Source organism: Paraburkholderia sp. CHISQ3 (assembly GCF_030464945.1).
Taxonomy (GTDB): domain Bacteria; phylum Pseudomonadota; class Gammaproteobacteria; order Burkholderiales; family Burkholderiaceae; genus Paraburkholderia; species Paraburkholderia megapolitana.
On sequence record NZ_JALPRG010000001.1, the window covers coordinates 430,784 to 456,293 of the forward strand.

22 protein-coding genes are annotated in these 25,510 nt (G+C 63.7%); 10 read left to right on the forward strand and 12 right to left on the reverse strand.

Annotation, left to right across the window (positions count from 1 at the left end; genetic code table 11):
* Positions 1-128: 128 nt before the first annotated feature.
* The 6 genes from M0D65_RS01875 to M0D65_RS01900 all read left to right on the forward strand — a co-directional run bounded on the left by M0D65_RS01875 (position 129) and on the right by M0D65_RS01900 (position 7,437).
* Complete coding sequence (locus M0D65_RS01875) at positions 129-1,619, forward strand: FAD-dependent monooxygenase (protein WP_266250734.1); 1,491 nt, start codon at positions 129-131, stop codon at positions 1,617-1,619.
* 75 nt (positions 1,620-1,694) lie between these two features.
* The gene (locus M0D65_RS01880; RefSeq protein WP_091010250.1) at positions 1,695-3,110 is read left to right on the forward strand and encodes an MFS transporter; all 1,416 of its coding nucleotides are present in this window, start codon (positions 1,695-1,697) and stop codon (positions 3,108-3,110) included.
* A 204-nt stretch (positions 3,111-3,314) separates the two neighbouring features.
* Positions 3,315-4,391: an LLM class flavin-dependent oxidoreductase gene (locus M0D65_RS01885; protein ID WP_266250736.1), complete on the forward strand. Its 1,077-nt coding sequence runs from the start codon at positions 3,315-3,317 to the stop codon at positions 4,389-4,391.
* 18 nt (positions 4,392-4,409) lie between these two features.
* Positions 4,410-5,234, forward strand: a complete 825-nt coding sequence (locus tag M0D65_RS01890; protein ID WP_266250738.1) for a class II aldolase/adducin family protein — start codon at positions 4,410-4,412, stop codon at positions 5,232-5,234.
* On the forward strand, positions 5,234-5,833 hold the full coding sequence (locus tag M0D65_RS01895; RefSeq protein ID WP_266250740.1) for a cysteine dioxygenase: 600 nt from the start codon (positions 5,234-5,236) through the stop codon (positions 5,831-5,833). Before M0D65_RS01890 ends, M0D65_RS01895 begins: the two co-directional genes overlap by 1 nt.
* Entirely contained in the window at positions 5,830-7,437 is a 1,608-nt protein-coding gene (locus M0D65_RS01900; protein ID WP_266250742.1) for a rhodanese-related sulfurtransferase, read from the forward strand. The genes M0D65_RS01895 and M0D65_RS01900 overlap by 4 nt, the downstream gene beginning before the upstream one ends.
* A gap of 34 nt (positions 7,438-7,471) precedes the next feature.
* Here the strand turns inward: M0D65_RS01900 and M0D65_RS01905 are convergent, their stop codons facing one another.
* Entirely contained in the window at positions 7,472-8,383 is a 912-nt protein-coding gene (locus M0D65_RS01905; RefSeq protein ID WP_266250744.1) for a LysR family transcriptional regulator, read from the reverse strand.
* Positions 8,384-8,595: 212 nt separating this feature from the next.
* Here M0D65_RS01905 and M0D65_RS01910 point away from each other — a divergent pair, with 212 nt between their 5' ends.
* The 4 genes from M0D65_RS01910 (at position 8,596) to M0D65_RS01925 (ending at position 13,157) form a co-directional block, all read left to right on the forward strand.
* Positions 8,596-9,537 (forward strand): ABC transporter substrate-binding protein, encoded by a 942-nt coding sequence (locus M0D65_RS01910; RefSeq protein ID WP_266250746.1) that lies wholly within the window; start codon positions 8,596-8,598, stop codon positions 9,535-9,537.
* A gap of 61 nt (positions 9,538-9,598) precedes the next feature.
* Entirely contained in the window at positions 9,599-10,804 is a 1,206-nt protein-coding gene (locus M0D65_RS01915) for an acyl-CoA dehydrogenase family protein (RefSeq protein WP_266250748.1), read from the forward strand.
* 43 nt (positions 10,805-10,847) lie between these two features.
* Positions 10,848-11,960, forward strand: a complete 1,113-nt coding sequence (locus M0D65_RS01920; RefSeq protein WP_266250750.1) for an LLM class flavin-dependent oxidoreductase — start codon at positions 10,848-10,850, stop codon at positions 11,958-11,960.
* Positions 11,961-12,080: 120 nt separating this feature from the next.
* Complete coding sequence (locus M0D65_RS01925; RefSeq protein ID WP_266250752.1) at positions 12,081-13,157, forward strand: hybrid sensor histidine kinase/response regulator; 1,077 nt, start codon at positions 12,081-12,083, stop codon at positions 13,155-13,157.
* Positions 13,158-13,169: 12 nt separating this feature from the next.
* Here the strand turns inward: M0D65_RS01925 and M0D65_RS01930 are convergent, their stop codons facing one another.
* The 11 genes from M0D65_RS01930 to M0D65_RS01980 all read right to left on the reverse strand — a co-directional run bounded on the left by M0D65_RS01930 (position 13,170) and on the right by M0D65_RS01980 (position 25,438).
* On the reverse strand, positions 13,170-14,216 hold the full coding sequence (locus M0D65_RS01930; RefSeq protein WP_266250754.1) for an ABC transporter substrate-binding protein: 1,047 nt from the start codon (positions 14,214-14,216) through the stop codon (positions 13,170-13,172).
* A gap of 52 nt (positions 14,217-14,268) precedes the next feature.
* Positions 14,269-15,117, reverse strand: a complete 849-nt coding sequence (locus M0D65_RS01935) for an ABC transporter ATP-binding protein (RefSeq protein ID WP_266250756.1) — start codon at positions 15,115-15,117, stop codon at positions 14,269-14,271.
* Positions 15,111-16,187 carry an ABC transporter permease gene (locus M0D65_RS01940; protein ID WP_266250758.1) on the reverse strand — a complete coding sequence of 359 codons (1,077 nt, stop codon included), beginning with the start codon at positions 16,185-16,187 and terminating at the stop codon, positions 15,111-15,113. The genes M0D65_RS01935 and M0D65_RS01940 overlap by 7 nt, the downstream gene beginning before the upstream one ends.
* Before the next feature lie 16 nt (positions 16,188-16,203).
* A complete protein-coding gene (locus tag M0D65_RS01945; protein WP_266250760.1) occupies positions 16,204-17,229 on the reverse strand; it encodes an ABC transporter substrate-binding protein in 1,026 nt (341 codons plus the stop codon).
* A 160-nt stretch (positions 17,230-17,389) separates the two neighbouring features.
* Entirely contained in the window at positions 17,390-18,430 is a 1,041-nt protein-coding gene (locus M0D65_RS01950) for a substrate-binding domain-containing protein (RefSeq protein ID WP_266250762.1), read from the reverse strand.
* Between the two features lie 61 nt (positions 18,431-18,491).
* A complete protein-coding gene (locus M0D65_RS01955; RefSeq protein WP_266250763.1) occupies positions 18,492-19,592 on the reverse strand; it encodes an ABC transporter ATP-binding protein in 1,101 nt (366 codons plus the stop codon).
* Between the two features lie 3 nt (positions 19,593-19,595).
* The gene (locus tag M0D65_RS01960; protein WP_266250764.1) at positions 19,596-20,501 is read right to left on the reverse strand and encodes a carbohydrate ABC transporter permease; all 906 of its coding nucleotides are present in this window, start codon (positions 20,499-20,501) and stop codon (positions 19,596-19,598) included.
* Complete coding sequence (locus M0D65_RS01965; protein WP_091010217.1) at positions 20,501-21,415, reverse strand: carbohydrate ABC transporter permease; 915 nt, start codon at positions 21,413-21,415, stop codon at positions 20,501-20,503. The genes M0D65_RS01960 and M0D65_RS01965 overlap by 1 nt, the downstream gene beginning before the upstream one ends.
* Before the next feature lie 7 nt (positions 21,416-21,422).
* Positions 21,423-22,679, reverse strand: a complete 1,257-nt coding sequence (locus tag M0D65_RS01970; RefSeq protein ID WP_266250765.1) for an ABC transporter substrate-binding protein — start codon at positions 22,677-22,679, stop codon at positions 21,423-21,425.
* A gap of 62 nt (positions 22,680-22,741) precedes the next feature.
* Positions 22,742-24,139 carry a GH1 family beta-glucosidase gene (locus M0D65_RS01975; protein ID WP_266251177.1) on the reverse strand — a complete coding sequence of 466 codons (1,398 nt, stop codon included), beginning with the start codon at positions 24,137-24,139 and terminating at the stop codon, positions 22,742-22,744.
* A 258-nt stretch (positions 24,140-24,397) separates the two neighbouring features.
* Positions 24,398-25,438, reverse strand: coding sequence for a methyl-accepting chemotaxis protein (locus M0D65_RS01980; RefSeq protein WP_170275784.1), 1,041 nt, complete (start codon positions 25,436-25,438; stop codon positions 24,398-24,400).
* Positions 25,439-25,510: the final 72 nt, after the last annotated feature.

Here is a 25,510-nt window from a genome sequence, read left to right on the forward strand (position 1 = left end):
CAGGCAAATGCACGAGCGGATAATCCACTGCTGCGGTGGTGGCGGTGGGCAGAAAGCGTAACCCCGATTTGACGAACCACTGACTCCGATTCCGATAGACGGTCACCAGAGCGAACAAGGAAATCAACTTGATCCATGACGTTGTAATCGCCGGCGCCGGCCCGGTCGGCCTGTTTCTCGCGTGCGAGCTGCGCCTCGCGGGCCTCTCGGTGCTGGTGCTGGAGCAGGCCGCGAACCCCGACTCCCCATTGAAGCGCCTGCCGTTCGGCATGCGCGGCCTGTCGGTGCCGACCATCGAAGCCTTCTACCGTCGCGGCCTGCTGAACGACATCGCGATGCCGCAACGCGCGCAACCGGCGCGTCGCCAGGCTGGCCACTTCGCCGGCATCCCGTTCGACTTCGACAACATCGATACGTCGAAGTGGGCGTATCGCCTGCCCAGTCCCGCCGACACCAACATGGCCGCCGATATGGAGCGCATCGAATCCGCGCTCGCTGCTCGCGCAGCGTCGACAGGCGTCGAGATCAGACGTGGTTTCGGCGTCGAAGGCTTCGATCAGACAGACGAACAAGTGACTGTTCGCGCGGGCGGCGAGACTTTTCGCGCGCGCTGGCTGGTCGGTTGCGATGGCGGCCGCAGCGTCGTGCGCAAGGTGGGTGGCTTCGAGTTCGTGGGCACGGACCCAGAGTTCACCGGCTATTCCGTTCAAGTCGAGCTGGCCGATCCGGACAAGCTGAGCCTGGGCCGCCACTACACGCCGACGGGCATGTATTTTCAGTCGCAGCCCGGCATCATCGCGATGGTCGCATTCGATGGCGGCGCGTTTCATCGAACCGAGCCGATCACGCTCGATCATGTACAGACGGTGTTGCGTCATATCTCCGGCACCGACGTCACGTTGACGGCCCTGCACCTTGCCACGACCTGGACCGATCGCACCTATCAGGCAACGGCGTACCGCAATGGGCGCGTGCTGCTCGCCGGCGACGCCGCCCACATCCATTCCCCGTTAGGCGGCCAGGGACTCAATCTCGGGCTCGGCGACGCGATGAACCTTGGCTGGAAACTTGCCGCTACCGTTCGTGGCGACGCGCCGGACGACCTGCTCGACAGCTATGCAAGCGAGCGGCATCCGGTAGGCGCGCAGGTACTCGACTGGTCGCGCGCCCAGGTTGCGCTCATGCGGCCCAGCCGGAGTTCGCGCGCACTCGAAGCGATCGTCCGCGATCTCATCGACACACGCGATGGCGCCACCTACTTCGCCGAGCGCGTGTGGGGCGTTTCGCTTCGCTACGATCTGGGCGGCAACCACGCGCTGGTGGGCCGCAGCGCTCCCGATTTCGAGTTGCTCGATGGAGCAAAGCTCGGCGAGCTGCTCGCAAATGGAAGAGGCCTGCTTCTCGACTTCGACGCTCGCCCAGCGCTTGAGGCACTGGCAAACCGCTGGCGCGACCGGATCACGTACGTTGGAAGTGACGTCAAGAATCGGCTCGGCTTGAGCGCGGTGCTCGTGCGACCCGATGGCTTCGTCGCCTGGGCGTGCGATGGGGATGTGTCTCCCGATCATGACGAAGCTGCACAGATCGCATTGCGATTATTCGGCGAACCGCGCGAATAACATCTGCGCAAACCCGCGCATCGATGCAATAATCACGACTCGCGCTCACCCCTGTCTCACCACCCCACGCTGTCCATGTCGCTTGTTCCGAAGGCTTTCATTGCCCCCATGATCGTTGCGTGTGCAATGTTCATGGAGAGCGTGGACGCCAACGTGATCGTCACCGCGTTGCCCGAAATGGCGCGCGCATTCGGACGCGATCCCGTCACGCTGAAAATCGCCGTGACCAGTTACGTGCTGGGGCTCGGCGTGTTCATTCCCGTGTGCGGCTGGCTCGCGGACCGCTTCGGTGCCCGCACGGTGTTCCGCACGGCGATCGGTATCTTCGTTGCCGGTTCGCTGCTGTGCGCAGCCTCCACTTCGCTCTTCACCTTCACGCTTGCGCGCTTCGTACAAGGCGTGGGCGGCGCCATGATGGTGCCGGTCGGGCGGATCATCATCTTTCGCGTCGTCGATCGATCGGAGTTCGTCCGCGCGATGAACTACCTGAGCCTGCCCGCCATGCTCGGGCCCGCGGCCGGTCCGCTGCTGGGCGGTTTCATTACGACTTACCTGCACTGGCGCCTGATCTTCTTCATCAACATCCCGATCGGTATTCTCGGCATCTACCTGACCAACAAGCACATCAAGAACACGCGCGAGCCGCACCCCGGGCCGCTCGACTGGACCGGCTTCGTTTTGTCGGCCGGTGGCGCATCGCTGTTCCTGCTGGGGCTTTCGCTGGTGGGCAGCGAACTCGCGTCCGGCGCGACCGCCACGGAGATGACGGTGCTCGGCGCCGTGATGCTCGGCCTGTACGTTCTGCACGCCCGCCGCGCGACGTTACCGCTGCTCGACCTGCGTTTTTTCCGCGTGCCGACCTTTCAGGCAAGCGTGTTAGGCGGATCGCTGTTTCGTATCGGCCTCGGTGCGGTGCCGTTCCTGCTGCCGCTCATCTTGCAGGAAGGGCTTGGCATGAGCGCGTTCAAGTCGGGGCTGATTACCTGCGCATCGGCGTTCGGCGGCATGTTCATGCGTACGCTCGCCACCACCACGCTGCGCCGCTTCGGCTTTCGCACCGTGCTGATGTACAACGCGGCGTTCTCCGGTATCGCGATTGCCGCATGCGGCGCGTTCGTACCGGGCACGCCCACCTGGATCATCTGGGTCGTCGTGCTGCTGGGTGGTTTCTTCCCGGCGTTGCAGTTCACCAGCCTGAACTCGATGACCTATGCGCAGATCGAGAGCCGCGACGTCGGTCGCGCCACCAGCCTCGGCAGCGTCGTGCAGCAGATTTCGCTCGGCCTCGGCGTGACGATCGGCGGGATCGTGCTGCAGATCACACGCTCGCTGCACGGGCATCCGGCCATCACGTGGTCGGACTTCTGGCCGGCGTTCCTCGTCGTCGGGCTGTGCTCGTTCGCCTCGATCCCGGTCACGCGCCGGCTCGCGCACGATGCGGGCGATGAAATTGCGCGCGGCAGCCGGGGCCCGGCCCCGGCAAAGACCTAGCCGAACCTGCGTGCAGGCTCACCCGACGCCCTGTCACAAACATGCGCAACCGATATGTTTATCGGCATTTAATATTTAAGCTTTGCATGGCCCGGTGTTAACCTGCGAGGCAGTCGGCAGGTGCTCGGCGCTTCGCTCGCAGCACGCTGCCTGTTGCTATCCGTACGGCGCCACACGGCGTCGGCGCGCAGACAAGGAGCCAGCGTGAGCGTCGAATTCATCGGCATGATCCAGCCGCAAAAAGTCTCGGAAACCCATCTGGCGCAAGGCCCCGCCCTCGACATCGATTACCTGCGCGAGTTCGCCCAGGCCCACGAAGCGGCCGGATTCGACCGCATTCTCGTGCCCTACCATTCGACGAGCCCGGACGCGATGCTCACGGTCGCGTATGCGGCGAGCGTCACCTCGCGGGTGCATTTCATGCTCGCGCACCGGCCCGGCTTCGTCGCGCCGACGCTGGCCGCGCGGCAACTCGCGACGCTCGACCAGCTATCTGGCGGCCGGCTCGCGGTGCACTTCATCTCCGGTGGCAGCGACACCGAGCAGCGGCGCGACGGCGACTTCCTCGCGCACGATGAGCGCTATGCGCGCACCGACGAGTATCTGCAGATCCTGCGGCGCGTGTGGACCGAAACAGCACCGTTCGATCACGAAGGCCGTTTTTATCGCTTCGAGAAAGCGTTCTCCGAGATCAAGCCGAAGCAGACACCTTACGTGCCGATCTATTTCGGCGGTGCATCCGCGCCCGCGCTCGAAGTAGCGGGCAAGCACGCGGACGTCTACGCGCTGTGGGGCGAATCGAAGCAGCAGGTGCTGGAGCAGGTCACGCGCGTACGTGCCGAAGCCGCGAAGCATGGCCGCAGCGTGCGTTTCTCGGTGTCGTTCCGGCCGATCCTCGCTGCCACCGAGGCCGCCGCGTGGGAACGCGCCGAACACATCCTCGCCGAAACGCGGCGCCTGCGCGAAGTCCAGGGGCTCGGTACGGGGGCACCGCTCGAAAGCGAAGGCGCGCGCCGGTTGCTAGCCGCATCGGGCTCGGGTGTGCGTGCGGATGAGCGGCTGTGGACTGCGGTCGCGAAAGAAATCGGCGGACGCTCGAATTCGACGGCACTGGTCGGTACACCGGCCCAGGTCGCGCAAACGCTCGCCGAGTATCACGAACTCGGCGTGACGACGTTTCTGATCCGCGGTTTCGATCCGCTCGAAGACGCTGTCGACTATGGCCGCGAGCTGATTCCCGCGACCCGCGAACTCACGTCGCGCGTGCGCCACGCCGCCTGAACTCAAGGACATCCCACGATGAGCACCACGCTTTCCGCTGCGCCCGCTTTCGCTCCGGCAGTCGCACTGCGCGACACACCCATCCGCAAATTCTGGTTCGACGAAGTGCCCACCGCACCGACACTCGCCGCAGAACGCCGCCACCGCCAGGAGCGACTCGCCGGCGCGTTCCGGTTGTTCGCGCGTTACGGTTTCGATCAGGGGCTCGCCGGTCATATCACCGCGCGCGATCCGGAATGGCCCGATCACTTCTGGGTCAATCCGCTCGGCCGGCACTTCGCGCGAATCCGCGTATCCGATCTGTTGCTCGTGAACAGTCACGGTGAGATCGTGGTCGGCGAAGGGCCGCTCAATCAGGCGGCTTTCGCGATCCACTCGGCAATTCACGAAGCGCGCCCCGACATCGTCGCCGCCGCGCACACGCATTCGCTGTACGGCAAAGCATGGTCGACGCTCGGCCGCACGATCGATCCGCTCACGCAGGACTCGTGCTCGTTCTACGAAGACCATGCGCTGTTCGACGACTTCCAGGGCGTCGTGCTCGACACCAGCGAAGGCGCTCGCATCGCCGAAGCGCTGGGCTCGAATAAAGCCGTGATCCTGAAGAACCACGGCATCCTCACCGCGGGCCCGAGCGTCGGTGCCGCGGCCTGGTGGTACATCGCGCTCGACAACGCGTGCCATACGCAGCTTCTTGCCGAAGCGGCCGGCAAACCGCAGCTCATCCCGCACGACGTCGCCGCACTTACGCATGAACGCGTCGGCCGTCCAGGCGGCGCGTACTTTTCATTCGAGAGCCTGTACGAAGGACTCGTCGAGGCCGAACCGGACCTGCTCGACTGATGACGATCGGCAAACTGCGGCACTTCGTCGGTGAAATCGCGGCAATCGTCGACACAGCACGCGCCGAAGCCGAGCTGATCGAACGAGGTTCGGCCGCGCTGCGCCAGCTCGTCGCCGTCGACGACTGGCTGCCCGATGCGTACGCACAACCATCGCCGGATCGCTATCAGCAGTTCCTGCTCTACGCCGATGCGCGGCAGCGCTTTTCGGTGGTCAGTTTTGTCTGGGGGCCGGGCCAGCACACACCGGTTCACGATCACACGGTGTGGGGCTTGATCGGCGTGTTGCGCGGCGCCGAGCGCGCAACGTCGTATCGACGCGACGCGCATGGTGTATTGCACACCACCGGCGACGACGTACTGCTCGAACGCGGTACCGTCGACGCAGTCTCGCCCGATCTCGGCGACATCCACCGCGTCAGCAACGCCTACGACGACCGCGTGTCGATCAGCATTCACGTGTACGGCGCGAATATCGGCGCCGTGCGACGTTCGGTGTATCCGCCCGGCGGAGCGCCGCCGAAGCCCTTCGTCTCCGGCTATTCGAACGACACCCTGCCCAATCTCTGGAATCTCAGCAAGGAAGCCCTCGCCACATGAGTTCATTTCCGCTGCGCACCGTTCATGACGTGCGCGAAGCCCTGCTCGCCCGACGCGAGATCGCCCTGCTCGACGTGCGTGAAGAAGATCCGCATGCGCAGAGTCATCCGTTGTTCGCTGCCAACCTGTCGCTGTCGAAGCTCGAACTCGAAGCGTGGACGCGTCTGCCGCGCAGGACCGTACCGATCGTGCTGCTCGACGCGGGCGAAGGCCATGCAGAACGCGCCGCACAGCGTCTGAGCGAACTCGGCTATACCGACGTCGCGTTGCTCGACGGAGGTCTCGACGGCTGGATTCGCGCGGGCGGTGAAACGTTTCGCGACGTCAATGTGCCGAGCAAGGCGTTCGGCGAATTCGTCGAAGCGCAGCGGCATACGCCGTCGCTATCCGCACAGGCGGTCGACGCGCTGCTGAAAAGCGGCGAAGACGTCGTCGTGCTCGATGCGCGGCGCTACGACGAATATCAAACGATGAACATCCCCGGCAGTATCAGCGTGCCGGGTGCCGAACTCGTGCTGCGTGCCCGCGCGCTGGCGCCGAACCCGGCAACGCGCGTGATCGTCAATTGCGCGGGGCGTACGCGCAGCATCATCGGTACGCAGTCGCTGGTGAATGCCGGGTTGCCGAATCCGGTTGCGGCGCTGCGTAACGGCACGATCGGCTGGACGCTCGCGGGCCAGACGCTCGAACATGGCAGCGCGCGCCAGTTCGAACCACAAGCCGGCCATGCCACCGACGATCTCGCGCAGTCCCGGCGCGCCTCACGCGCACTCGCCGATCGCGCAGGCGTAAGCCGGACGACACTCGCCGAAGCGGCGGCATGGAGCACTGACACGTCGCGCACCACGTACCGCTTCGACGTCCGCACGCCCACCGAATATGAAACCGCATACGCACCCGGTTTTCAGGGCGCACCGGGTGGCCAGCTCGTGCAGGAAACGGAGATGTTCGCGCCGGTACGCGGCGCACGCGTCGTGCTGTTCGACGACGATGGCGTGCGCGCGAACATGACGGCGTCGTGGCTCGCGCAGATGAACATCGATGTGTACGTCGTCGACGAGGCGAGCCGTGAAGCGTTGACCGAACATGGCCCCTGGCGAGGCCCTAAGCCGCAACCAGTCGCGACGCAGACCGTCACGCCTGAAGTGCTGGCGACGTGGCTCGCTGATCCATCGAGCGGCACCGTCGTACTCGACTTCACGTCGAGCGCGAACCATGTGAAAGCGCATATTCCAGGCGCATGGTGGATGCTACGTTCACGACTCGCCGGCGACGCTGCGGACCTGCGCGCGCTGCCCGATGCGAAACGCTATGTGGTGACCTGTGCGACCAGCGCACTCGCGCCGTTCGCGGCGCCGGAGATCGCCGCACTCACGGGCAAGCCGGTGCATCTGCTGGCAGGCGGTACGGCAGCGTGGATTCAGGCCGGCCTGCCGCTCGAGGCAGGTGACGCGCGGCTCGCGTCGCCGCGCATCGATCGCTATCGGCGGCCGTATGAAGGCACCGACAGCGCGCACGAAGCGATGAATGCCTATCTGGAGTGGGAGTACGGTCTCGTCGCGCAACTCGAACGCGACGGCACGCATGGGTTCTTCGTGATCTGACAGCGGGCCTTGATTGCGGGCCGCGCAGACACACTCAGGCGGCGCGCGCTACCCGCGCCGCCTTGAAGCGCTGCTCGATACTCGCCGACAGCACCGCAAGCGCCGCCTGCAGTTTGCCGAGCGCACGCGAGCGCACCATCCACACGGCAATTTCCGGCTTGAAGTCGCTCAGCTGGATCACGTCGAGTTGCGCCGCGTGCGGGCTTGCGTGCAGCAACGGCAGCGGCACGAGACCGAGCCCCACACCTTCGGCCACCAGCCCCAGTTGCAACTCGGTGCCGAACGTTTCGAGGTTCAATTTCACCGTCAACCCCTGACTCGCGAGCGCATGCTGCAGCCCCGCGCGAAACCCGCAACCGTCCGGGTTCAACACCCACCCGAAGGCGTGACATTCCGCCAGCGAATACACGCGCCGCTTCAAGCTGCCCTTCTTCGCCACCACGGCAAGCTTCAACGCACCGAGCGCGTCGGCCTGCAACGTGTCCGGGAAACTCCGGTTTGCCGGCAGTAACATCACGGCCGCATCGAGCGTGCCTTCATCGAGTTTTTGCAGCAACTGCGCGCCCCACCCTGTGGATATGCGCGCCTGCAATTCCGGATGCGCGAGCTTCAGTTCACGCAATGCGTCAAGCAACGCGACGTCGGCAACCGTCTGCGCAACGCCGAGCCGCAATACACCGGCAAGCGGTGCATCGACTGCGACGAGTTCGCGCAGCACGTCCATCTCGCGCACGATCGCGCGACACTGTTCGTAGACGACGAGCCCCATCGGCGTCGGCTTCAACGGCTTGGTATTGCGATCGAGCAGCTCGACGCCGAGCGCTTCCTCGAAGTTCTGCAAACGCCGCGTCACGGCAGGCTGTGTCAATTCAAGCGAACTGGCTGCCTGGTTGAGCGACTGGCAACGCACGACGGCGACAAACGCCTCGATGTCATCGAGCTTCATTGAATCGATTCTCTGTTGAAAAAAGCCGGCCGGATCGCGGCAATGCGGATGAGCGTACCGTACGCGCGGCGCGTTCGTCCAGAGAAGCGCACGCATCCGCGGCATTTCGTCTTTGCATATTTAGAAAGCAGAACAATGCGTTTGCCTTATAACGGGCGCGTACGTATCGTGGACTGCCTGTTTGTCCGCTCCTGTCTCTTCACCGGTTCTCTATGCGCGTTCTGCTCGCCTCCCTGTTGCTCGCCGTGCTGCCTTCCGTGCTTCCCGTGGCAAGCCATGCCGCTACCGAAACCGTGCTCAAAGTCGGCGATCAGCAACTGCAGACTCGCGGTGTGCTCGAAGCGTCCGGCCAGTTGAAGGACGTGCCGTACAAGATCGAGTGGTACAACTTCCCCGCTGCGCAGCCGCTTGGCGAAGCACTGAACGCGGGCGCGATCGACGTCGGCGGTCTTGGCGACGCGCCGCTGATCTTCGCGTATGCCGCAGGCGCGCGCGTGCGTGCGGTGGCCGCGACGCGTTCGCAGCCGGTCGATTTAGCAATCGTCGTGCCCGAGAATTCACCCATCAAAAGCGCCACCGATCTAAAGGGCAAGCGCATCGCCACGACGCGCGGCTCGATCGGCCACTACCTCGCCATCGCGACGCTCGAACGCGCGGGCATCAAGCTCTCCGATGTCTCGCTGCGCTTCATGCAGCCCGCAGACGCGAAGGCCGCGCTCGCCACCGGTAACGTCGATGCATGGTCGACGTGGGACCCGTACGTGGCCCTCGCCGAACTGCGCGACCACGACCGCAGCATTGCGAACGGCGTGGGCGTGTCGTCGGGCTTGAGCTTCCAGGCAGCGACTGACGAATCGATCAAGGCCAAGCACGCGCAGATCGAAGACTTCCTGCACCGCGTCGCGATCGGACAGCGCTGGGCGCTCGCGCATCCCGATGAGGTTGCGGCGATGCAGTCGCAGGTCACGGGCCTGCCCACCGACGTGCTGAAGACCGTCTATCAACGCGCACAGTTGCATCCGGTTGCCATCGACGACAGCCTGATCGCCGAACAGCAAAAAACTGCCGACCTGTACCACCGCGCTGACGTCATCAAGGCGCCGTTGAACGTGACGCCGAGCTTCGACCGGCAGTTCGGTTTTAGTGATCACTAGCAAGCACTAATGCGCCCTGATGCGTGCTGACGCTTCCGGTCGCACGCCCCTGGAACCACCGATGACCATCCGCCACCCCGATACCGCGCTATCCGATGTGCGACCCGACGCCGACGCGCACGCCGCACTCGCGGACCTCGACAGCGCAGCCGCCGATGCATGGCTCTCCACGCTCAGCGACACGTTCGCCGCTGGCGCCGCAGAACTCGACCGCGGCGCCCTGTTTCCGCACGACAATCTCGCGCGTCTGCATGGCGCCGGTCTTCTTGCGTTGACGGTGCCGAGTGCGCTCGGCGGTCGTGGGGCGACGCTCGCGCAGACGCTCAAGGTGATCCGTGCGGTGGCACGCGGCGAGCCGTCTACCGCGTTGATACTCGTCATGCAGTACCTGTATCACCTGCGTCTGCAAGCCAATCCGAACTGGCCCGTAACGCTGAAAGAGCGCGTGGCGCGCGACGCCGTCGAACACGGCTCACTGATCAACTCGTTGCGCGTCGAGCCGGAACTGGGCTCGCCATCGCGTGGCGGTCTGCCTGCTACTGTTGGCGCGCTGAATGAGGATCACTGGGTATTCAACGGCCGCAAGATTTATTCGACCGGCAGTCCCGGCCTCACCTGGTTTGCCGTGTGGGGGCGCACTGACGAAGCCACACCGCGCGTCGGCACGTGGCTTGTACATCGCGATTCACCGGGCATCCGTTTCGGCGAACCGTGGAATCACCTCGGCATGCGCGCCACAGGCAGCCACGAAGTGATCTTTGAAAACGTACGCGTCCCATTCGATCAAGCCGTCGATCTACAGTTACCGGGACCCGGCATCGGCAGTCTCGATCCGCTCACCGCGGTGTGGATGAACGTGTTGCTGCCTGCTGTCTACGATGGCGCAGCACGCGCCGGGCGTGACTGGTTCGCACAATGGGCCGCTACACGCGTGCCGTCCGGACTCGCCGCACCGTTGTCGAGCCTCGACAGTTTCCAGCAGACGCTCGGACGCATCGATGCGTTGCTCTTCAACAACCGCGTGCTGCTCGATGCGGGCGCGCGCGGCGACATCGCCTCTGCGGATGCACCGGTTATCAAGTATCTGGTCAGCCGCCAGGCGATCGAGGCCGTCGAACTCGCGCTGGAAGCCAGCAGCAATCCTGGCCTCAGTCGCAACAACCCGCTCGAGCGCCACTATCGCGACGTGCTGTGCGCACGCATTCACACACCGCAGAACGACACCGTGCTCGGCAATCTGGGCCGCGCGGGTTTCGCGGCACGCTAACACGCTGCCGGAATCCGGCGCATTCGAAACAGGAGTCGAGACGATGAGCGTCGAATTCATAGGCTACGTGAGCCACCAGGAGTCGAGCGAGATCCGTTTGCCGCACGGGCCGGCAGTGAATCCGCCGTATATCGCGGCCGTTGCGCAGGCGCATGAATACGGTGGCTTCGATCGCGTGCTGATCGCGCATTCGAGCGCATCGCCGGACGGCTTTCAGATCGCATCGTTTGTCGCACAGCAAACGAAGCGTCTCGGCATCCTGCTCGCGCATCGGCCCGGTTTCGTTGCACCGACGCTCGCCGCGCGCCAGCTCGCGACGCTCGATCACTTCAGCGCGGGCCGCGCGGCCGTGCACATCATCTCGGGCGGCGACGACGTCGAGCAGCAACGCGACGGCGATTTTCTGACGCACGACGAACGCTATCAGTGCACCGACGAGTATCTCGACGTCGTCAAGCGCGCATGGACCAGCGACACACCGTTCGATCACACCGGCACGTACTACCATGTAGTCGGTCATCGGTCGCAGGTACGGCCTCTACAACAACCGCATCTGCCGGTGTACTTCGGCGGTTCGTCCGATGCAGCGATAGCGATCGCGGGCAAGCACGCCGACGTGTATGCGTTGTGGGGCGAATCGCTTGCGCAGGTGGCCGAGACGATCGCGCGCGTGCGCGCGGCGGCCGCCGTTTATGGGCGCGACAAACATATACGCTTCAGCCTGTCGCTGCGTCCGATCATCGCGGCCAACGAAGAGGACGCATGGGCGCGTGCAGATTCGATTCTCGAACGCGCGAAGGAAGTCGTCACACGCTCGCCGAATTTCACGCGGCGGCCGAAAGATCCGCAGAACATCGGCTCGCAGCGGCTACTCGCCGAGGCCGCGAAAGGTACGATCGTCGATACGCGTCTATGGACCGGCATCGCCGCACTGACGCGTGCCGCGGGCAATTCGACAGCGCTTGTCGGCACGCCGCAGCAAGTCACGGATGCGCTGCTCGAATATCGCAAGCTCGGTGTGTCGACGTTTTTGATTCGCGGTTTCGATCCGCTCGAAGATGCGCTTGCATATGGGCGCGATCTACTGCCGCTCGTGCGTGCGGCCGTGGCGCAAGCCGATGCGCAGGTCTCATCGCGTGAAGTGGCAACGGCGTAAGCCGGAGTAATCTGCGGCAGGGTCGTAAAAAGACACGCTATTGGCAATAGCGCTAACATAGCGAACGGTTTGTGCTTACAGAAATTACATCGCCCCGTTCACTGTTTTCGTATATAGCCGATGGATCCATCCGCAACCTTGATGTCGTCATCCGCGTCGGTGCTGCTTGTCGACGATCAACCGATCGTCGGCGAGATGGTCGCGCGAGCACTGGCAAACGAAAGCGATATCGAGCTTCATCTCTGCTACGACGGCCGCGAAGCCGTCTCGGTCGCGCGCGAACTCAAGCCTACGGTGATCCTGCAGGATTTGGTCATGCCTGGCGTCGAAGGGCTCGATGTCGTGCGCAGCTATCGCGCCGATCCCGCTACGGCGCACATTCCGGTCATCGTGCTGTCGTCGCGCGAACAACCGATCATCAAAAGCGCGGCCTTCGTTGCCGGCGCAAGCGACTATCTCGTCAAGCTTCCCGATGCGATCGAACTGATCGCGCGGATCCGCTACCACTCGAATTCGTATATCGCGGCGCTTCAACGCAATGAAGCGCTCGACTTTCTATCGCACGACACGCGCTCGCCGCTTGCTTCGATCCTCGCATTGATCGAAACGCATCGCGGCAAACCGGAACCGCAGCAGGCGCTGCTCGAACGCATCGCATCGCATGCCAGCACGGCGCTGGCGCTCGCGGATGGCTTCGCTCATCTGGCGAGAGCGCAGTCCGAATGGTTGCACGTCGAAGAATTCGATCTCGGCGATCTCGTTGAAGTAGCCGCCGATCAGTTGTGGGAGAAGGCGCAGGCGAGGCACTCGCGGATCTCTGTGAACATACCTGCGCAGGCGCATCCTTTTGTCGGCGACCGGTTGATGTTGACGCGCGCCGTATCGAATCTCATCGACAATGCGCTCAAGTACGGGCCGGCCGGATCGGAGGTACGTTGCACGCTTGCTGGATCTGAGGGTACCTGGTCGATCAGCGTCGAAGACGAAGGACCCGGCATTCCGGAAAGCGCACACGAGAAAGCGTTGCAGCGCTTCGGCAGATTGCCTTCGCATGTGGCGAGCAACGTCGACGGTTATGGGCTCGGCCTCGCCTTCGTCAACGTCGCGGCGATGAAACATCATGGGTCGGTGGCAATGCGGCGGGCGGACACGGGGTTTGCGGTGACGCTGTTGCTGCCGCGAACTGCTGCTGCATAGCCGATACTGCTGCTAAGCGAGCACGTCCGAAAACACCCGTGCCGAAAACCGGTTTGAATCCGTCCCGCTGTTCAGCACGCCGACCGTCTTCAGATCGTCCGCATAGAGCGCGATCTCTTTCCTGAACGCATCGCCGACCGGATGATGTTTGTCGGTATGACTCTTCAGCATCGCCGTGAGCTGCCCGACGTCCGCCGACGGCGCATACGCGGAGAATATCGCCGCCGCATCCGCCGGGTTGTTTGCTGTCCACTCAGTCGCCTCAAGTAACGCTTGAGTCAGCGCCTGCGCGGTCGCGCGGTCCTTGCGCACCAGCGTGCCACGCACACCGAGCACGCAGCACACGCGGTTCTGATATTCGCCGCACAGGTTGTTCGACACCTCGTACAAGTGATCGGATTCGCGCAGCGTCCAGATGGTCGGATCGCCATCGGCGATCGCGTGCACCTCGCCCTTCTTCAACGCAACGCCCAACAGATTGGCCGGATACTGGCGCCATTGCACGTCGTTGTCGGGATCGATGCCGATCTTCTTCAGCGTGATCGCAAAGAAATTCTTTGCGGGACTCGCCATGTCGCTGACGCCGACCGTGCGTCCCTTAAGCCCGGCCAGATCGACGATGCCCGACGTGCGCGTAGCGAGCAACCGCATGCAGCCGCCATGAATGCCCGCGGTCAGCTTGACGTCGAAACCCTGTTCGAGCGGCTTGATCCAGCGCAGCGCCATGCCGACGCCCGCATCCGATTTGCCGGTGGCGATCGCTTCGAGCAGCTGATCGGTGGAACCGGCGAAGTTGATCAGCTCGACCTGCAAGCCGTGGCGTTTGAAGAAACCCTGCTTCACCGCGACCGGTACCGGGGCGGTACAGATCGCGCCGGCGTTCCATGACAGCTTGAGCGGCTTGAGTGTGTTGTCGGCCGTGTTGTCCGCGTACGCGAGTGGTCCCGACAGACCCAGCGACACACCGCCCAGTGCGGTTGCGCCCGCGGCCCACGCAGTTTTACGCAACCAGGCGCGGCGCTCGGAGTTGATCGGTGTCGTATCGTCGAAAGTATTCATGGTGCTGCATTCCCCTTTGTCTAGCGTTCTATGTTGTCGACGCTTGGGCCGCTCATGCATCCAGCCCAAGCTGCGCCAGCACCTGCCGGCGCAACGCCACCAGCTTCGGATCGTCGCGATGCCGCGGATACGGCGCGTCGTTGCGCACTTCGGTGAGGATGCGTGCCGGTCGCTCGCTGAGCACGATCACGCGGTTGGCCACGACGAGCGCTTCTTCGACGTCGTGCGTGACGAACAGCACCGAGAAGCGCGCGGCCTGCCACAAGCGCACGAGTTCTCCCTGCATGCGGATGCGCGTCAACGAATCGAGCTTGCCGAATGGCTCGTCGAGTACCAGTAGCGCCGGGTCGTTGACGAGCGCACGGGCGAGCGCCGCACGCTGCGCCATGCCACCCGACAACTGATGCGGAAACGCGTCGGCAAACTCAGACAAGCCAACCAGTTCAAGCGCGGCGTCGATCCGTTCGTCGACGTTGCGTGAATCATTGTTATCACTGCGCTTGCCGCCACGCCGCGCGCGCCGTTGCGCCTCCGGGCCGATACCGACGTTGCCGCGCACCGTGCGCCACGGGTACAACGTCGGGTCCTGAAACACCACGACACGCGAAGGATCGGGCCCGTCGATGGGCGCGCCGTCGGCGAACAAGCTGCCGCGCGTCGGCTTGTCGAGCCCTGCGACCAGTCGCAGCAAGGTCGATTTGCCGCAGCCGCTCGCGCCGAGTAGCGCAACGAATTCACCCGGTTCGACGGACAGGTCGATGTCGTCGAGCACGTCTAGCGCCGCACCGCGCAACGCAAACCGGTGGCTGACGTGGCGCACGTCGATGCGCGCGCCGGCGCGTCGTGTCGCAACAGCTTCGTTGGCCACAACGGAAGCGGAAGCCGAAGAGGAAGTCACCATTTGAGCAAACCCTTTTGCCACGCGAGCAAGCGGTCGCGCAACCGGAACAGCAGTGTGATCAGACCCGAGCACATCAGCGCCATCACCAGCAGCGCGGCGTACATGTTCGAGTAAGCGGCCCAACCTTGTGCCCATTGCAGATACCAGCCGAGCCCCGCTTTCACGCCCATCATTTCAGCGACGATCAGCACCGAAAACGATGCACCCAGTCCCATGAACAACCCGACGAACACCGACGGCAACGCCGCCGGAATCGCCACCTTCAGGATCAGAAAACCTGGGCGTGCACCGAGCGTGCGCGCAACGTCGTAATACGCCGGGTTGACGCCGGCCACACCCGACCACGTCAGCACGGCAACCGGAAACGCAGTGGCCAGCGCGATCAGGAACACGCTTGCGCTAAAGCTCGATGGAAAGAAAAAGAAGGCGAGTGGCAACCAGGCGGTGGCGGGCAACGGCCCGATCAGCCGCAGCACCGGATGCAGCCAGTAGCCAACTGCGCGCGACCAGCCGATGCTCACGCCGGTCACGAACCCGGTCGCCGCGCCGATCGCATAGCCATACGCGAGCAGCCCGAGCGAATGCGCGACACTCGATGCAAGGCGCGGAAAGTCGTCGAAGAACACTGCGATCAACGCTTGCGGCGGTGCGAAGAACGGGCGCGGCAACCATTCGAGCTTCGCGGTCGCCACTTCCCACGCACCGATGCCGAGCGCAAGCGCGAGCAACCAGGGTGCCGCGACGAGCCAGGTTTCGACGTACGTGCGTTTGCGTTGTGCATCGTGTTTGCTGTCCACTTCGACAGCGCGTTCTGCCGCTGTCACCGCCGCGCGCCAGCCCGCAATGCCAATCGATGCAGCAAGCACCGCCAGCACAAGCTTCAGAACAAGCAGTTCCTGCGTATACGGCCAGTCGTCGAGATTCGGCCACCATCGCGTGAGCGCAGCGCTACCGGCCCACGCAAACGCGGCCAGCGCAGCGATCCGCACACGACGTGTCGTTTCGCGCGGCAAGACGATCGAGCGGCGCGATGCAACCGGAGAATCGAGAAACTCGGATTGAGTGGACATGACGGTCGGAGCGGCTTTACGCCGCGGCGAGTTGAGTATCGGAGATCGATCGCACGTCGATGCGGCGCGGCAGGATTGCGTCGCGATATGCGCTGTCGGCGACCTTTTGCAGCGACGCGATGTCGGCGTCTTTGACGAAGTGCTGCTTCAGCGATGCGCGCGCAGTGATCTGCTTCGCGGCCGCCAGCGGTGCGCGGGTGAGCGACGCGTAGATCTGCGCATACGCATCGGGGTTCGCAAGCGCCCAGTCGCCGGCACGCTGAAAACGCAGCAGAACATCCGTGATGGCGGCGCGTTTGTGCGGGTCCGCGGCCGCGCTACCGGACGCCGTGATAAAGCCAAGCCCGCTATTGATGCCGATGCCGTCGCGCAGGATGCGCGCGCCGCGCTGCACGGCGATGCCGTAGTACGGATCGAAGGTAGCCCACACGTCGATCGCACCAGATGCAAACGCGGCGAAGGCATCGACGGGCAGCACGAAGCGCACAGACACGTCGTTGCGCGACAGCCCCGCTTCGGCAAGCGCGCCGTACAACTGATACTGCGAAATGCTGCCGCGTGCCGACGACACGAACACCGTGCGCCCCTTCAGATCGGCAACGCTGCGCAGCTTCGAATTTTCCGGCACGAGGATGCCGAGCTGCGAGCCCGAACCGACGCGTGCCGCGACGATCTTCAGCGTCGGATCGCCGACTGCCGCTGCAAGCACCGGCAGATCACCGGCCGGCGCGAGATCGACAGCACCCGAGCGCTGCGCTTCGAACAACGGCGCCGCGCCCTGGAAGTTGGCCCAGCGAAATGCGTAAGGCGTGCCGTCCAGTACTTTTGCCGCTTCGGCGAGCGCACGTGTGCCGCCGGCCTGATCGCCGAGTATGAGCGTGACGGAGGAAAGATCGGTGGTTGCCGCGCGTGCGTCGGCGCTGGAGAATGCACCGAGAGCAACCGCTGCTGGTGCCGCGCCGAGCAGGCGTAGCGCGCGTCGGCGGGTCAACAGAAAGTCGTGGTCGGAAGCGGGCGTAAAAGCTGGAGCGGAAGCGGCCATAAATCCTCGCGGGGCAATGTCATCGCACAGAGTAGCGAGCCATCGCGCCGTTGAGAATTATCCAATTCCGATATGTTTATATCGCTTTAATATTTATGCTTTGCATATTTTGAAATGCTGTATCAGCGTCGGGATCGTCGTTGACACAGCCGGCAGCACGTCACCGTTTCTTCCCGCGCCCCTTCTTCGACTGTGCCGACACCGCCCCAACCGAGGCGCGCATCGTCACCGTAATCGGAAATTCGCGCAGGATCTCGTTGGTGGTTCCGTAGCATTGATTCAGCAGCCAGCGCACCGCGTTCTGCGTGAGCTCCGCCGTGGGCATGTGCACCGAAGTCAGCGCCGGCGACGAGTACGGCGCCGAATAATCATCGTCGTAACCGATCACCGAAACGTCACCGGGTATCGACAGCCCCGCCTGCTGCAGACGGGCCAGCGCGCTCACCGCCATCGAGTCGTTCGCGCAGAACAACCCGGTAAACGACCGCCCGGTGTCGAGCAGCGTCTGTGCGGCCGCATAACCGCCTTCAGCCGAGAAGTCCGATTCGATCAGTACGACATCCTCGCGCCCGATACCCGCGCGCGCCAGTTCCGCAAAAAAGCCGTCGAGCCGGATCAGGTTGTCCGATGCGCTCGACGGCCCCGCGATCACCGCAATCTCGCGATGCCCGTAATCGAGCAGCGTGCGCGCCGCCAGTTCGCCGCCGCGCCGGTGGTCCGGGCAAAACGACGCATCGGGCAACTGTGCGAAGCCACGGTTGAGGAACGCCATCCGCGGATGCAACGCGTGCAGCATGATCAGATCTTCGTCATGCAGATCGTGGCTGATGACGACGACGCCGTCGCAGTCGCGCGCAATCAGAAAACGCACCGCCTCGATTGCCTGCTCGCGGGCCGACACCTCGCCGCACCCGGTCGCGACCACCACGTGACGATGCACGTTGCGTAGTTCGGTATCGGTCTGCTTTAAGATCGTGCCGTAGTACGGCCCGAAAAAAGTCGGCACGAAGATGCCGATCACGCCGAGCGAGCGCGTCGCCATCGCGCGACCGATCGACGAAGGCCGGAAGTTCAGCTCCGCGATTGCGGCCTGCACGCGCGCAACGGCATCGGCCGATACCGGTCCTTTGCCGGAAAGCGCGCGCGATGCGGTCGAGAGGCCGACGCCCGCGCGCTCTGCCACGTCTTTCAAGGTTGCCACGCACACTCCATCGGATCTGAACGCAACGGAAAGCGCCGTCTATCGATGCGCAGTGATTACGCTACAGGCGCGCGCCACTGGCTTCGTCGAACAGCGAAATATGCGCGCCGTCGAACGAGAATCCGAACGCGTCGCCGGAAGCGACGGGTGTCTTGTCCTGATCGATCGACGCGATCTGTACGCCATGATAGTCGAGCCAGATAACCCGATGGTTGCCCATCGGTTCGACCAGGGTCACGGCGCCGCGTTGTGTGTCGTTGGTGTCGTGCCCGTTCGCAGCGTTGATCCGCACGTCTTCCGCACGCACACCGAGCACGCAAGGCAGATCTTCCGCAGGCGGACGCTCGAAGCGATACGCAGATACGTCGAGATCGAGCTGCGCCGTACGAAAGCACACGCTGTCGCCATTCCGCTGCAACCGGCCGTTCAGCAGGTTCATCGCCGGCGAGCCCAGAAAGGTCGCGACAAACAGGTTATCGGGCCGCGCATAGACTTCAGCGGGCGTGCCGATCTGCTGGATCACGCCGCCGCGCATCACGGCCATCCGCGTGGCGAGCGTCATCGCTTCCACCTGGTCGTGCGTGACGTAAATCATCGTCGCACCGAGCCGTTGGTGCAGCTGCTTCAGCTCGCGCCGCAACTCGGTACGCAGTTTCGCATCGAGATTCGACAGCGGTTCGTCGAACAGGAACACATCGGCTTCGCGCACGATCGCGCGGCCAATCGCCACGCGCTGCCGCTGGCCGCCCGACAACTGAGCAGGCTTGCGACGCAGCAGCGGTCCCAGTTGCAGCATCTCGGACGCACGATTAACGCGTCGCGCGATCTCCGCCTTCGGCGTACCGTTGATCCGCAACGCAAACGAGAGATTGCGCTCGACGCTCATCGTCGGATAAAGCGCGTACGACTGGAACACGAGCGCGATGCGCCGGTCCTTCGGATCGGCCCACGTCATATCCTCGCCGCCGATCTCGATGCTGCCGCCCGCCACATCGATCAACCCGGCAATACTGTGCAGCAACGTCGACTTCCCGCAGCCCGACGGCCCGAGCAGCACGACGAACTCACCGGCCCGCACGTCGAGATCGAGCGCATCGATCACGGCGTTCGCGCCGAGCTGGATTTTCAGGTTGCGGATCGACACATTCGCTACGTTGGCCATGCCCTATCCCTTGACTGCGCCTGAAGCAATGCCGCGGACAAACCAGCGGCCTGAAATAAAGTAGATCGCGAGCGGCACCATCGACGTCAGTATCGTCGCAGCCATGTTGACGTTGTAGAGGCGCTCGCCGGTCGTCGTGTTGATGATGTTGTTCAGTTGCACGGTCATCGGCAGGTTCTTCGTACCGGCAAACACGAGGCCGAGGATGAAGTCGTTCCAGATACCCGTCACCTGCATGATCAGCGCGACGACGATGATCGGCGTCGACATCGGCAGCATGAGCTGGATGAAGATGCGCCAGAAACCGCCACCGTCGATGCGCGCGGCCTTGAACAGCTCAAGCGGAATCGCTGCGTAGTAGTTGCGGAACAGCAGCGTCATCACCGGCATGCCGAAGATCGTATGGATCACGATGATGCCCGGCAGCGAGCTGAACAGATGCACACTCGCCAGAACCCGCACGAGCGGATAGATCATCACCTGCACGGGAATGAACGCGCCCATCATCAGCACCGCGAACAGCACACCGGCGCCGCGCAGTCGCCAGAAGGACAGCGCATAACCGTTCACCGCGCCGATGAAGATTGACACGATGGTGCTCGGCACGACGATGCGCACCGAGTTCCAGAAGCCGACGCGAATCCCGTTGCAGTCGAGCCCCGTGCAGGCCGATTGCCACGCGACGCTCCACGGCTGCAGCGTGAAATGCGCCGGCAGCGCGAGCAGATTGCCGAGCCGGATTTCTTCCATCGGCTTTACCGACGTCACGAGCATCACGTACAGCGGCAACAGGAAGAACAGCGCTGCGGTAAGCAGAAACGCGTACACGCCGACGCGTGCCGGCGTGAAACGCGAACGGCGCCGCGCCGCGGTACGCGGCACGCTGCGAGTGGAAAGCGTGGTGCTCATCAGACGTCCCTGCGCAGCGCGACACGGCTGCGCGCATAGAAGATCGGCGCGAGTATCGCGAGCACGGTAGCGAGCAACACGATCGATGCCGCCGACGCGAGCCCGATGTTCGCGCGGCCGAACAGATAGTCCATGATGAATTTCGCGGGGACTTCGCTCGCGGTTCCGGGACCGCCTTGCGTCATCGCGACGACCGCGTCGTACAGCTTGACGACCATCACGAACAGCAGCACGAAGGCGGTGGACATCGACGGTCCGAGCATCGGTATGACGATGCTCGCATAGACGCGCCAGCGCGGAATACCGTCGATGCGCGCGGCCTTCCACAACTCGTCGTCAATGCCGCGCAGCCCTGCGAGCAGCAGCGCCATCACGAGACCGGACGCTTGCCATACGGTCGCGATGACGAGCGTATAGATCACGAAGTCCTGATCGACGATCCAGTCGAAGCTCGCGTGCACAAAGCCGAGCCGGTGCAGCACCTGCTGCACGCCCAGTTCGGGATTGAGGATCCATTGCCAGACGAGCCCGGTCGCGACGAACGACATCGCGTACGGATACAGGAACACAGTACGCAGCGCGCCTTCGGCGACGACACGCTGGTCGATGAAGATCGCGAGCAACAACCCGATCACCATGCACGCGACGATAAAGCACGCGCCATACACGACGATGTTCTGCAGCGAGACGATCCATCGATCGTTCTCGAACAGTCGCACATACTGCGTCACGCCCGCGAAACCGCCCGACGGAAACGTGCGCGAGAAACTGAGCGAGACGCGCGCCGTCCACAGCATCGTGCCGAGATACGCGAACAGCACGGTCAACGCCATCGGCAGCAGTGCGACCCACGCGGCCCACGGCAGGCGCCGGCCGAGCGGCTTTGGGCCCCGCTGGATCGTCACGCTGCTCATGGCGCGCTCAACCTCCGCTCTTCAGTGCGCTGGCGAATGCCTTCTGCGCGTCGTCGACGGATTCGTCCTTGTTCCAGAAGTTCGTGATCACGTCCGTCAACGCGCCTTGCAGGTCGGGTGGAATCAGCATTTCCGGGTTCGGCAACTGACGCGACTTGTCCTTCATGATCGCGATGCCTTCCTTCGCGCAGATATCGAGGCTGCTTGCGTCGACGTCCGGGCGGATCGGGATCGAGCCTTTCTTCGCGCTAAAGGCGACCTGTGCGGTCGGCGACGTCATCACCGTGGCGAGCAGTTGCTGCGCCTTGATCGTGTTCGGGTTGTCGGACTTCGGGAACACGAACACGTCGCCCGCCACCATGTACGGCGAATGCGGACCGAAGCCCGGGAAGCAGCCGAAGTCCTTGCCCGCCACCTGGTGCGCCGCCGAGAACTCGCCCTTCGCCCAGTCGCCCATGATCTGCACGCCGGCCTTGCCCGAGATGACGAGCGCGGTTGCGTCGTTCCAGTTGCGCCCAGGTGAGCCCGGATCGACGTACGCGTGCAGTCGCTTGAAGGCGGTCAGCACGTTCTTGAACGCCGCCGACTTCACCGCGTTCACATCGCGGTCGCGATAGACCTTCAGATACAGATCGGTACCGCCGACATCGGCAAACACCGCATCGAACGTGATTTTTTCCTGCCATGCCTGACCGCCGAGCGCGAGCGGAATCAGACCGGCCGCCTTTAGCTTGTCGAGATCGGCGAGAAACTCGTCGTAGGTTTGCGGTTCGCGCGCGATGCCGGCCTTCTGGACCGCTGCCTTCGAGTAGAAGAACCAGCTCTGCATGTGGATGTCGACCGGCGCCGCGTAGAAATGGCCGTTCGCCTTGATGCTGTCGAGTATCGATTGCGGGAAAATCGCGTTCCAGTTTTCCTTTGCTGCAACCGAATCGAGGTTGTTCAGCAGACCCTGGTCGATCAGGTCGTGAAACTGCTTCGATGTGTTGAACTGGGCGGCGGTCGGCGCATCGCCACCGACGATGCGGTTGATCGCCGTCGCACGTGCCTGATCGGCGCCGGCCACCGCGTTGTCGACCCACTGGCCACCGGCCTTGTTGTAGGCATCGGCGAACTGACGGATCGCCGCCGACTCTCCACCCGAGGTCCACCAGTGAATCACGTTGGCCTTCAGCGGTGCATCGGCCTGTGCGACGACGCTGTGCATCATCAGAGCAGCGACGACAGCCGTCACCGCGCCCGCGAATTTTCTTCTGCTGTTCATTCCGTCTCCTCCAGGCTTCGTGCCCGAATGTTCAGTCGAGATGCCAACCAGCTCCAACAGACTCAGCCGCGCGCACGGCGCTCGGCAAGAAACTTCGCGATCAGCTCGCCGCTATGTTTGATTGTGCGTTGCTGCGTATCGTAGTCGACATGGACGACACCGAAGCGCGGCGCGTAACCGTACGCCCACTCGAAATTGTCCAGCAGCGACCACACGAAGTAACCGCGAATATCGACGCCCGCCTTGATCGCTTCGTCCACCGCGGCCATGTGGCGCTTCAGGAACGCGATGCGCTGCGAGTCGTCGACGCGCCCGCCGACCACCGCATCGTCCGACGCCATGCCGTTCTCCGTAATATAGACCGGCGGCAGATTGGCATACGTACGATTGAAGCCGATGAGCAGATCGCGCAAGCCGTCCGGATTCACTTCCCAACCGAGCTGCGTGCGCTCCACGCCTTCGAGCGGCACTTCCGTGAAACCGTGTGCACCATCGCTCTTGACGTTCGAGCGGAAGTAATAGTTTGCGCCGAGAAAATCCATCGGCACGGAGATCGTCTCCATATCGCCTTCCAGCACGAGAGGCTCGGTGCCGGGCCACAGCTCGAACAGGTCTTCGGGGTAGCTGCCCTTGAGCAGCGGATCGAGAACCCACGCGTTGTGCTGCACTTCGAACAGATGCGCGGCACGCTGATCGGCGGGGTGCTCCGAGTTCGCGGTGCCTCGCCCGAAGTTCGCGACGAGACCCTTCTGCGAGCGCGGATCGTTTGCACGCAGTGCCTGCACCGACAGCCCGTGACCCAGCAACAGATGATGCATCGCCTGCGTCGCATAACGGCCATTCGTGCGGCCCGGCGCATGACGCCCTTCGGCATAGCCGAGATACGCGGAGCACCACGGCTCGTTGAGCGTGGCCCATGAATCGACCTGGCCCGCCAGTTCGCGGCTCATCAGGTCGGCGTAATCGGCGAGACGGTACGCGGTGTCGCGATTGAGCCAGCCGCCACGATCCTCGAGATGCTGCGGCAGATCCCAGTGGTACAGCGTGACGAAGGTCTTGAGTCCCTTCTCCTTCAGCCGGCCGAGCAGTCGCTTGTAGAAGTCGATTCCCTTCGCATTCGGCCGCCCTGCTTCGTCCATCACGCGCGGCCACGCGGTCGAGAGACGGTACGCCTCGAAGTTCAGTTGTGTCAGCAGGTCGAGATCGCTCTCCCACCGATGATAGTGATCGCAGGCGAACTCGCCGGTCTGGCCACCGACCACCTTGCCCGGTGTCGCCGAGAACGTGTCCCAGATCGACGGCAAGCGGCCGTCTTCGTGAATCGCGCCTTCGATCTGATACGAAGCCGTTGCCGCGCCGAGCAGGAAGTCCTTGCGCCACAGCGACGAATCGGCGGGCGGGGTGAATGCGTCGGGTTGAGACGTTGCCGCGCTGCCTGCGTGCGGATCGGTGGGGGCGATGGTTGCGTCGTGTATCACAGGCTCTCCTGCGCGAAATCGTTGAACGGGAGTCACCGCACGGAACCGGTTACGGATGACAAAAAAATGGCTGTGGAAGCGCTTCCACAAGAACAGCGTACGATAGCAGTCGCGAATTCGCCGCTGCTATCGGGGTTTGTCTGGATAGGGGATGACGCGTGCGGAAGCACGCGCTGCATTTACTGAAAGGATCTGTCAGACGAGCGTCGGAGCGCCGCCAGATGGCGCATGAAACGCCGCTCAGGCGGGCGGCCTCTGTACGACGACGCCGTACCAGCCGAGCCCGCGATAGCTCTCGTAACCGGGCGTCGCCGCGAAAGAGACCGTGGTGCGCCCATCGGCCGCGCGATAGAAGCCGGTGCGATGGCCCTCGGTGACGAGGCGGAACTGTTCGTTGAGTCCATCCGCCTGATCCGAACTCGCGATGATGCGAAACGCGGAATCGACGATCATGCAGCGCGTGCGCTGCCACTCCTCGTCGGTAAGCCGCACACCCTTGACGACCGCGGATGCCTGCGTGGCCCAGTCGAAGAAGATCACCAGCGCGCCGAGCGGTTGTCCGTCGACGGCACCGTGTTCGCGGATCGCGGTGGCGTAGGTGGCGACATGGGCGTTTTTCAGCAGCGGCAACGCTTCGATGTCACCGGCGACGAAGTCCGCACCCGACGGCGTTTTCATCGCCTCCTTGAACCAGCGCGCATCGGCAATATTGCGGCCTGCCACCGAGTAAGTCTGCGGCCGGCCGTTGGCGACGACCGTGCCCGATGCATCGACGATCCACAGGTCCAGGTACACGGTGTAGCTGTCGAGTATCACCGACAGCCGGCGCGACGCATGCTCGCGCTCCTGCCCGCCGCCTGTTGCGAGACAGTCGACCACGGCCGAATCGGTGGCCCACCAGCGCACGTCGCACGAGCGCTCGTACAGGTTGCGATCGACGATGTCGATCATGTTCAGCGCGAGATCGGCACAGCGTTGCCCTTCGTGCGAACGCAGCCGCTCGATCATGCTGTCGCCGAGGTCGGTCAGCTTCGACAGCGAACCGGCGAGTTCCTTGTTCAGCACCGTGGTGATGTCGGAGATGCGCGCCGAGACATGCTTGACCTGATTGGCGACGACCGCGAAGCCCTTGCCTGCATCGCCGGCGCGAGCCGCTTCGATCAGCGCGTTCAGTGCGAGGAAGGTGGTCTCGCGGTTGATGTCGTTGATGTCGGAGATTTTTCCGGTGGCCAGCTTCTTGACCTGATGAGTGAGTTCGACGATTTCTTGCGGATTCGACATGGCGCGGCCCCGAGTGGATAACTGGTTGTTTTCCACGTTGCAGCAAGTATCAGGCCGAGCGCGTGCTGGCAT

Excerpts from the sequence above, each read along its gene's own strand:
- M0D65_RS01880 (WP_091010250.1), top strand. The coding sequence starts at position 1,695 with ATGTCGCTTGTTCCGAAGGCTTTCATTGCCCCCATGATCGTTGCGTGT.
- M0D65_RS01890 (WP_266250738.1), top strand. The coding sequence starts at position 4,410 with ATGAGCACCACGCTTTCCGCTGCGCCCGCTTTCGCTCCGGCAGTCGCA.
- M0D65_RS01895 (WP_266250740.1), top strand. The coding sequence starts at position 5,234 with ATGACGATCGGCAAACTGCGGCACTTCGTCGGTGAAATCGCGGCAATC.
- M0D65_RS01900 (WP_266250742.1), top strand. The coding sequence starts at position 5,830 with ATGAGTTCATTTCCGCTGCGCACCGTTCATGACGTGCGCGAAGCCCTG.
- M0D65_RS01905 (WP_266250744.1), bottom strand. The coding sequence starts at position 8,383 with ATGAAGCTCGATGACATCGAGGCGTTTGTCGCCGTCGTGCGTTGCCAG.
- M0D65_RS01910 (WP_266250746.1), top strand. The coding sequence starts at position 8,596 with ATGCGCGTTCTGCTCGCCTCCCTGTTGCTCGCCGTGCTGCCTTCCGTG.
- M0D65_RS01915 (WP_266250748.1), top strand. The coding sequence starts at position 9,599 with ATGACCATCCGCCACCCCGATACCGCGCTATCCGATGTGCGACCCGAC.
- M0D65_RS01920 (WP_266250750.1), top strand. The coding sequence starts at position 10,848 with ATGAGCGTCGAATTCATAGGCTACGTGAGCCACCAGGAGTCGAGCGAG.
- M0D65_RS01925 (WP_266250752.1), top strand. The coding sequence starts at position 12,081 with ATGGATCCATCCGCAACCTTGATGTCGTCATCCGCGTCGGTGCTGCTT.
- M0D65_RS01930 (WP_266250754.1), bottom strand. The coding sequence starts at position 14,216 with ATGAATACTTTCGACGATACGACACCGATCAACTCCGAGCGCCGCGCC.
- M0D65_RS01935 (WP_266250756.1), bottom strand. The coding sequence starts at position 15,117 with ATGGTGACTTCCTCTTCGGCTTCCGCTTCCGTTGTGGCCAACGAAGCT.
- M0D65_RS01940 (WP_266250758.1), bottom strand. The coding sequence starts at position 16,187 with ATGTCCACTCAATCCGAGTTTCTCGATTCTCCGGTTGCATCGCGCCGC.
- M0D65_RS01945 (WP_266250760.1), bottom strand. The coding sequence starts at position 17,229 with ATGGCCGCTTCCGCTCCAGCTTTTACGCCCGCTTCCGACCACGACTTT.
- M0D65_RS01955 (WP_266250763.1), bottom strand. The coding sequence starts at position 19,592 with ATGGCCAACGTAGCGAATGTGTCGATCCGCAACCTGAAAATCCAGCTC.
- M0D65_RS01960 (WP_266250764.1), bottom strand. The coding sequence starts at position 20,501 with ATGAGCACCACGCTTTCCACTCGCAGCGTGCCGCGTACCGCGGCGCGG.
- M0D65_RS01965 (WP_091010217.1), bottom strand. The coding sequence starts at position 21,415 with ATGAGCAGCGTGACGATCCAGCGGGGCCCAAAGCCGCTCGGCCGGCGC.
- M0D65_RS01970 (WP_266250765.1), bottom strand. The coding sequence starts at position 22,679 with ATGAACAGCAGAAGAAAATTCGCGGGCGCGGTGACGGCTGTCGTCGCT.
- M0D65_RS01980 (WP_170275784.1), bottom strand. The coding sequence starts at position 25,438 with ATGTCGAATCCGCAAGAAATCGTCGAACTCACTCATCAGGTCAAGAAG.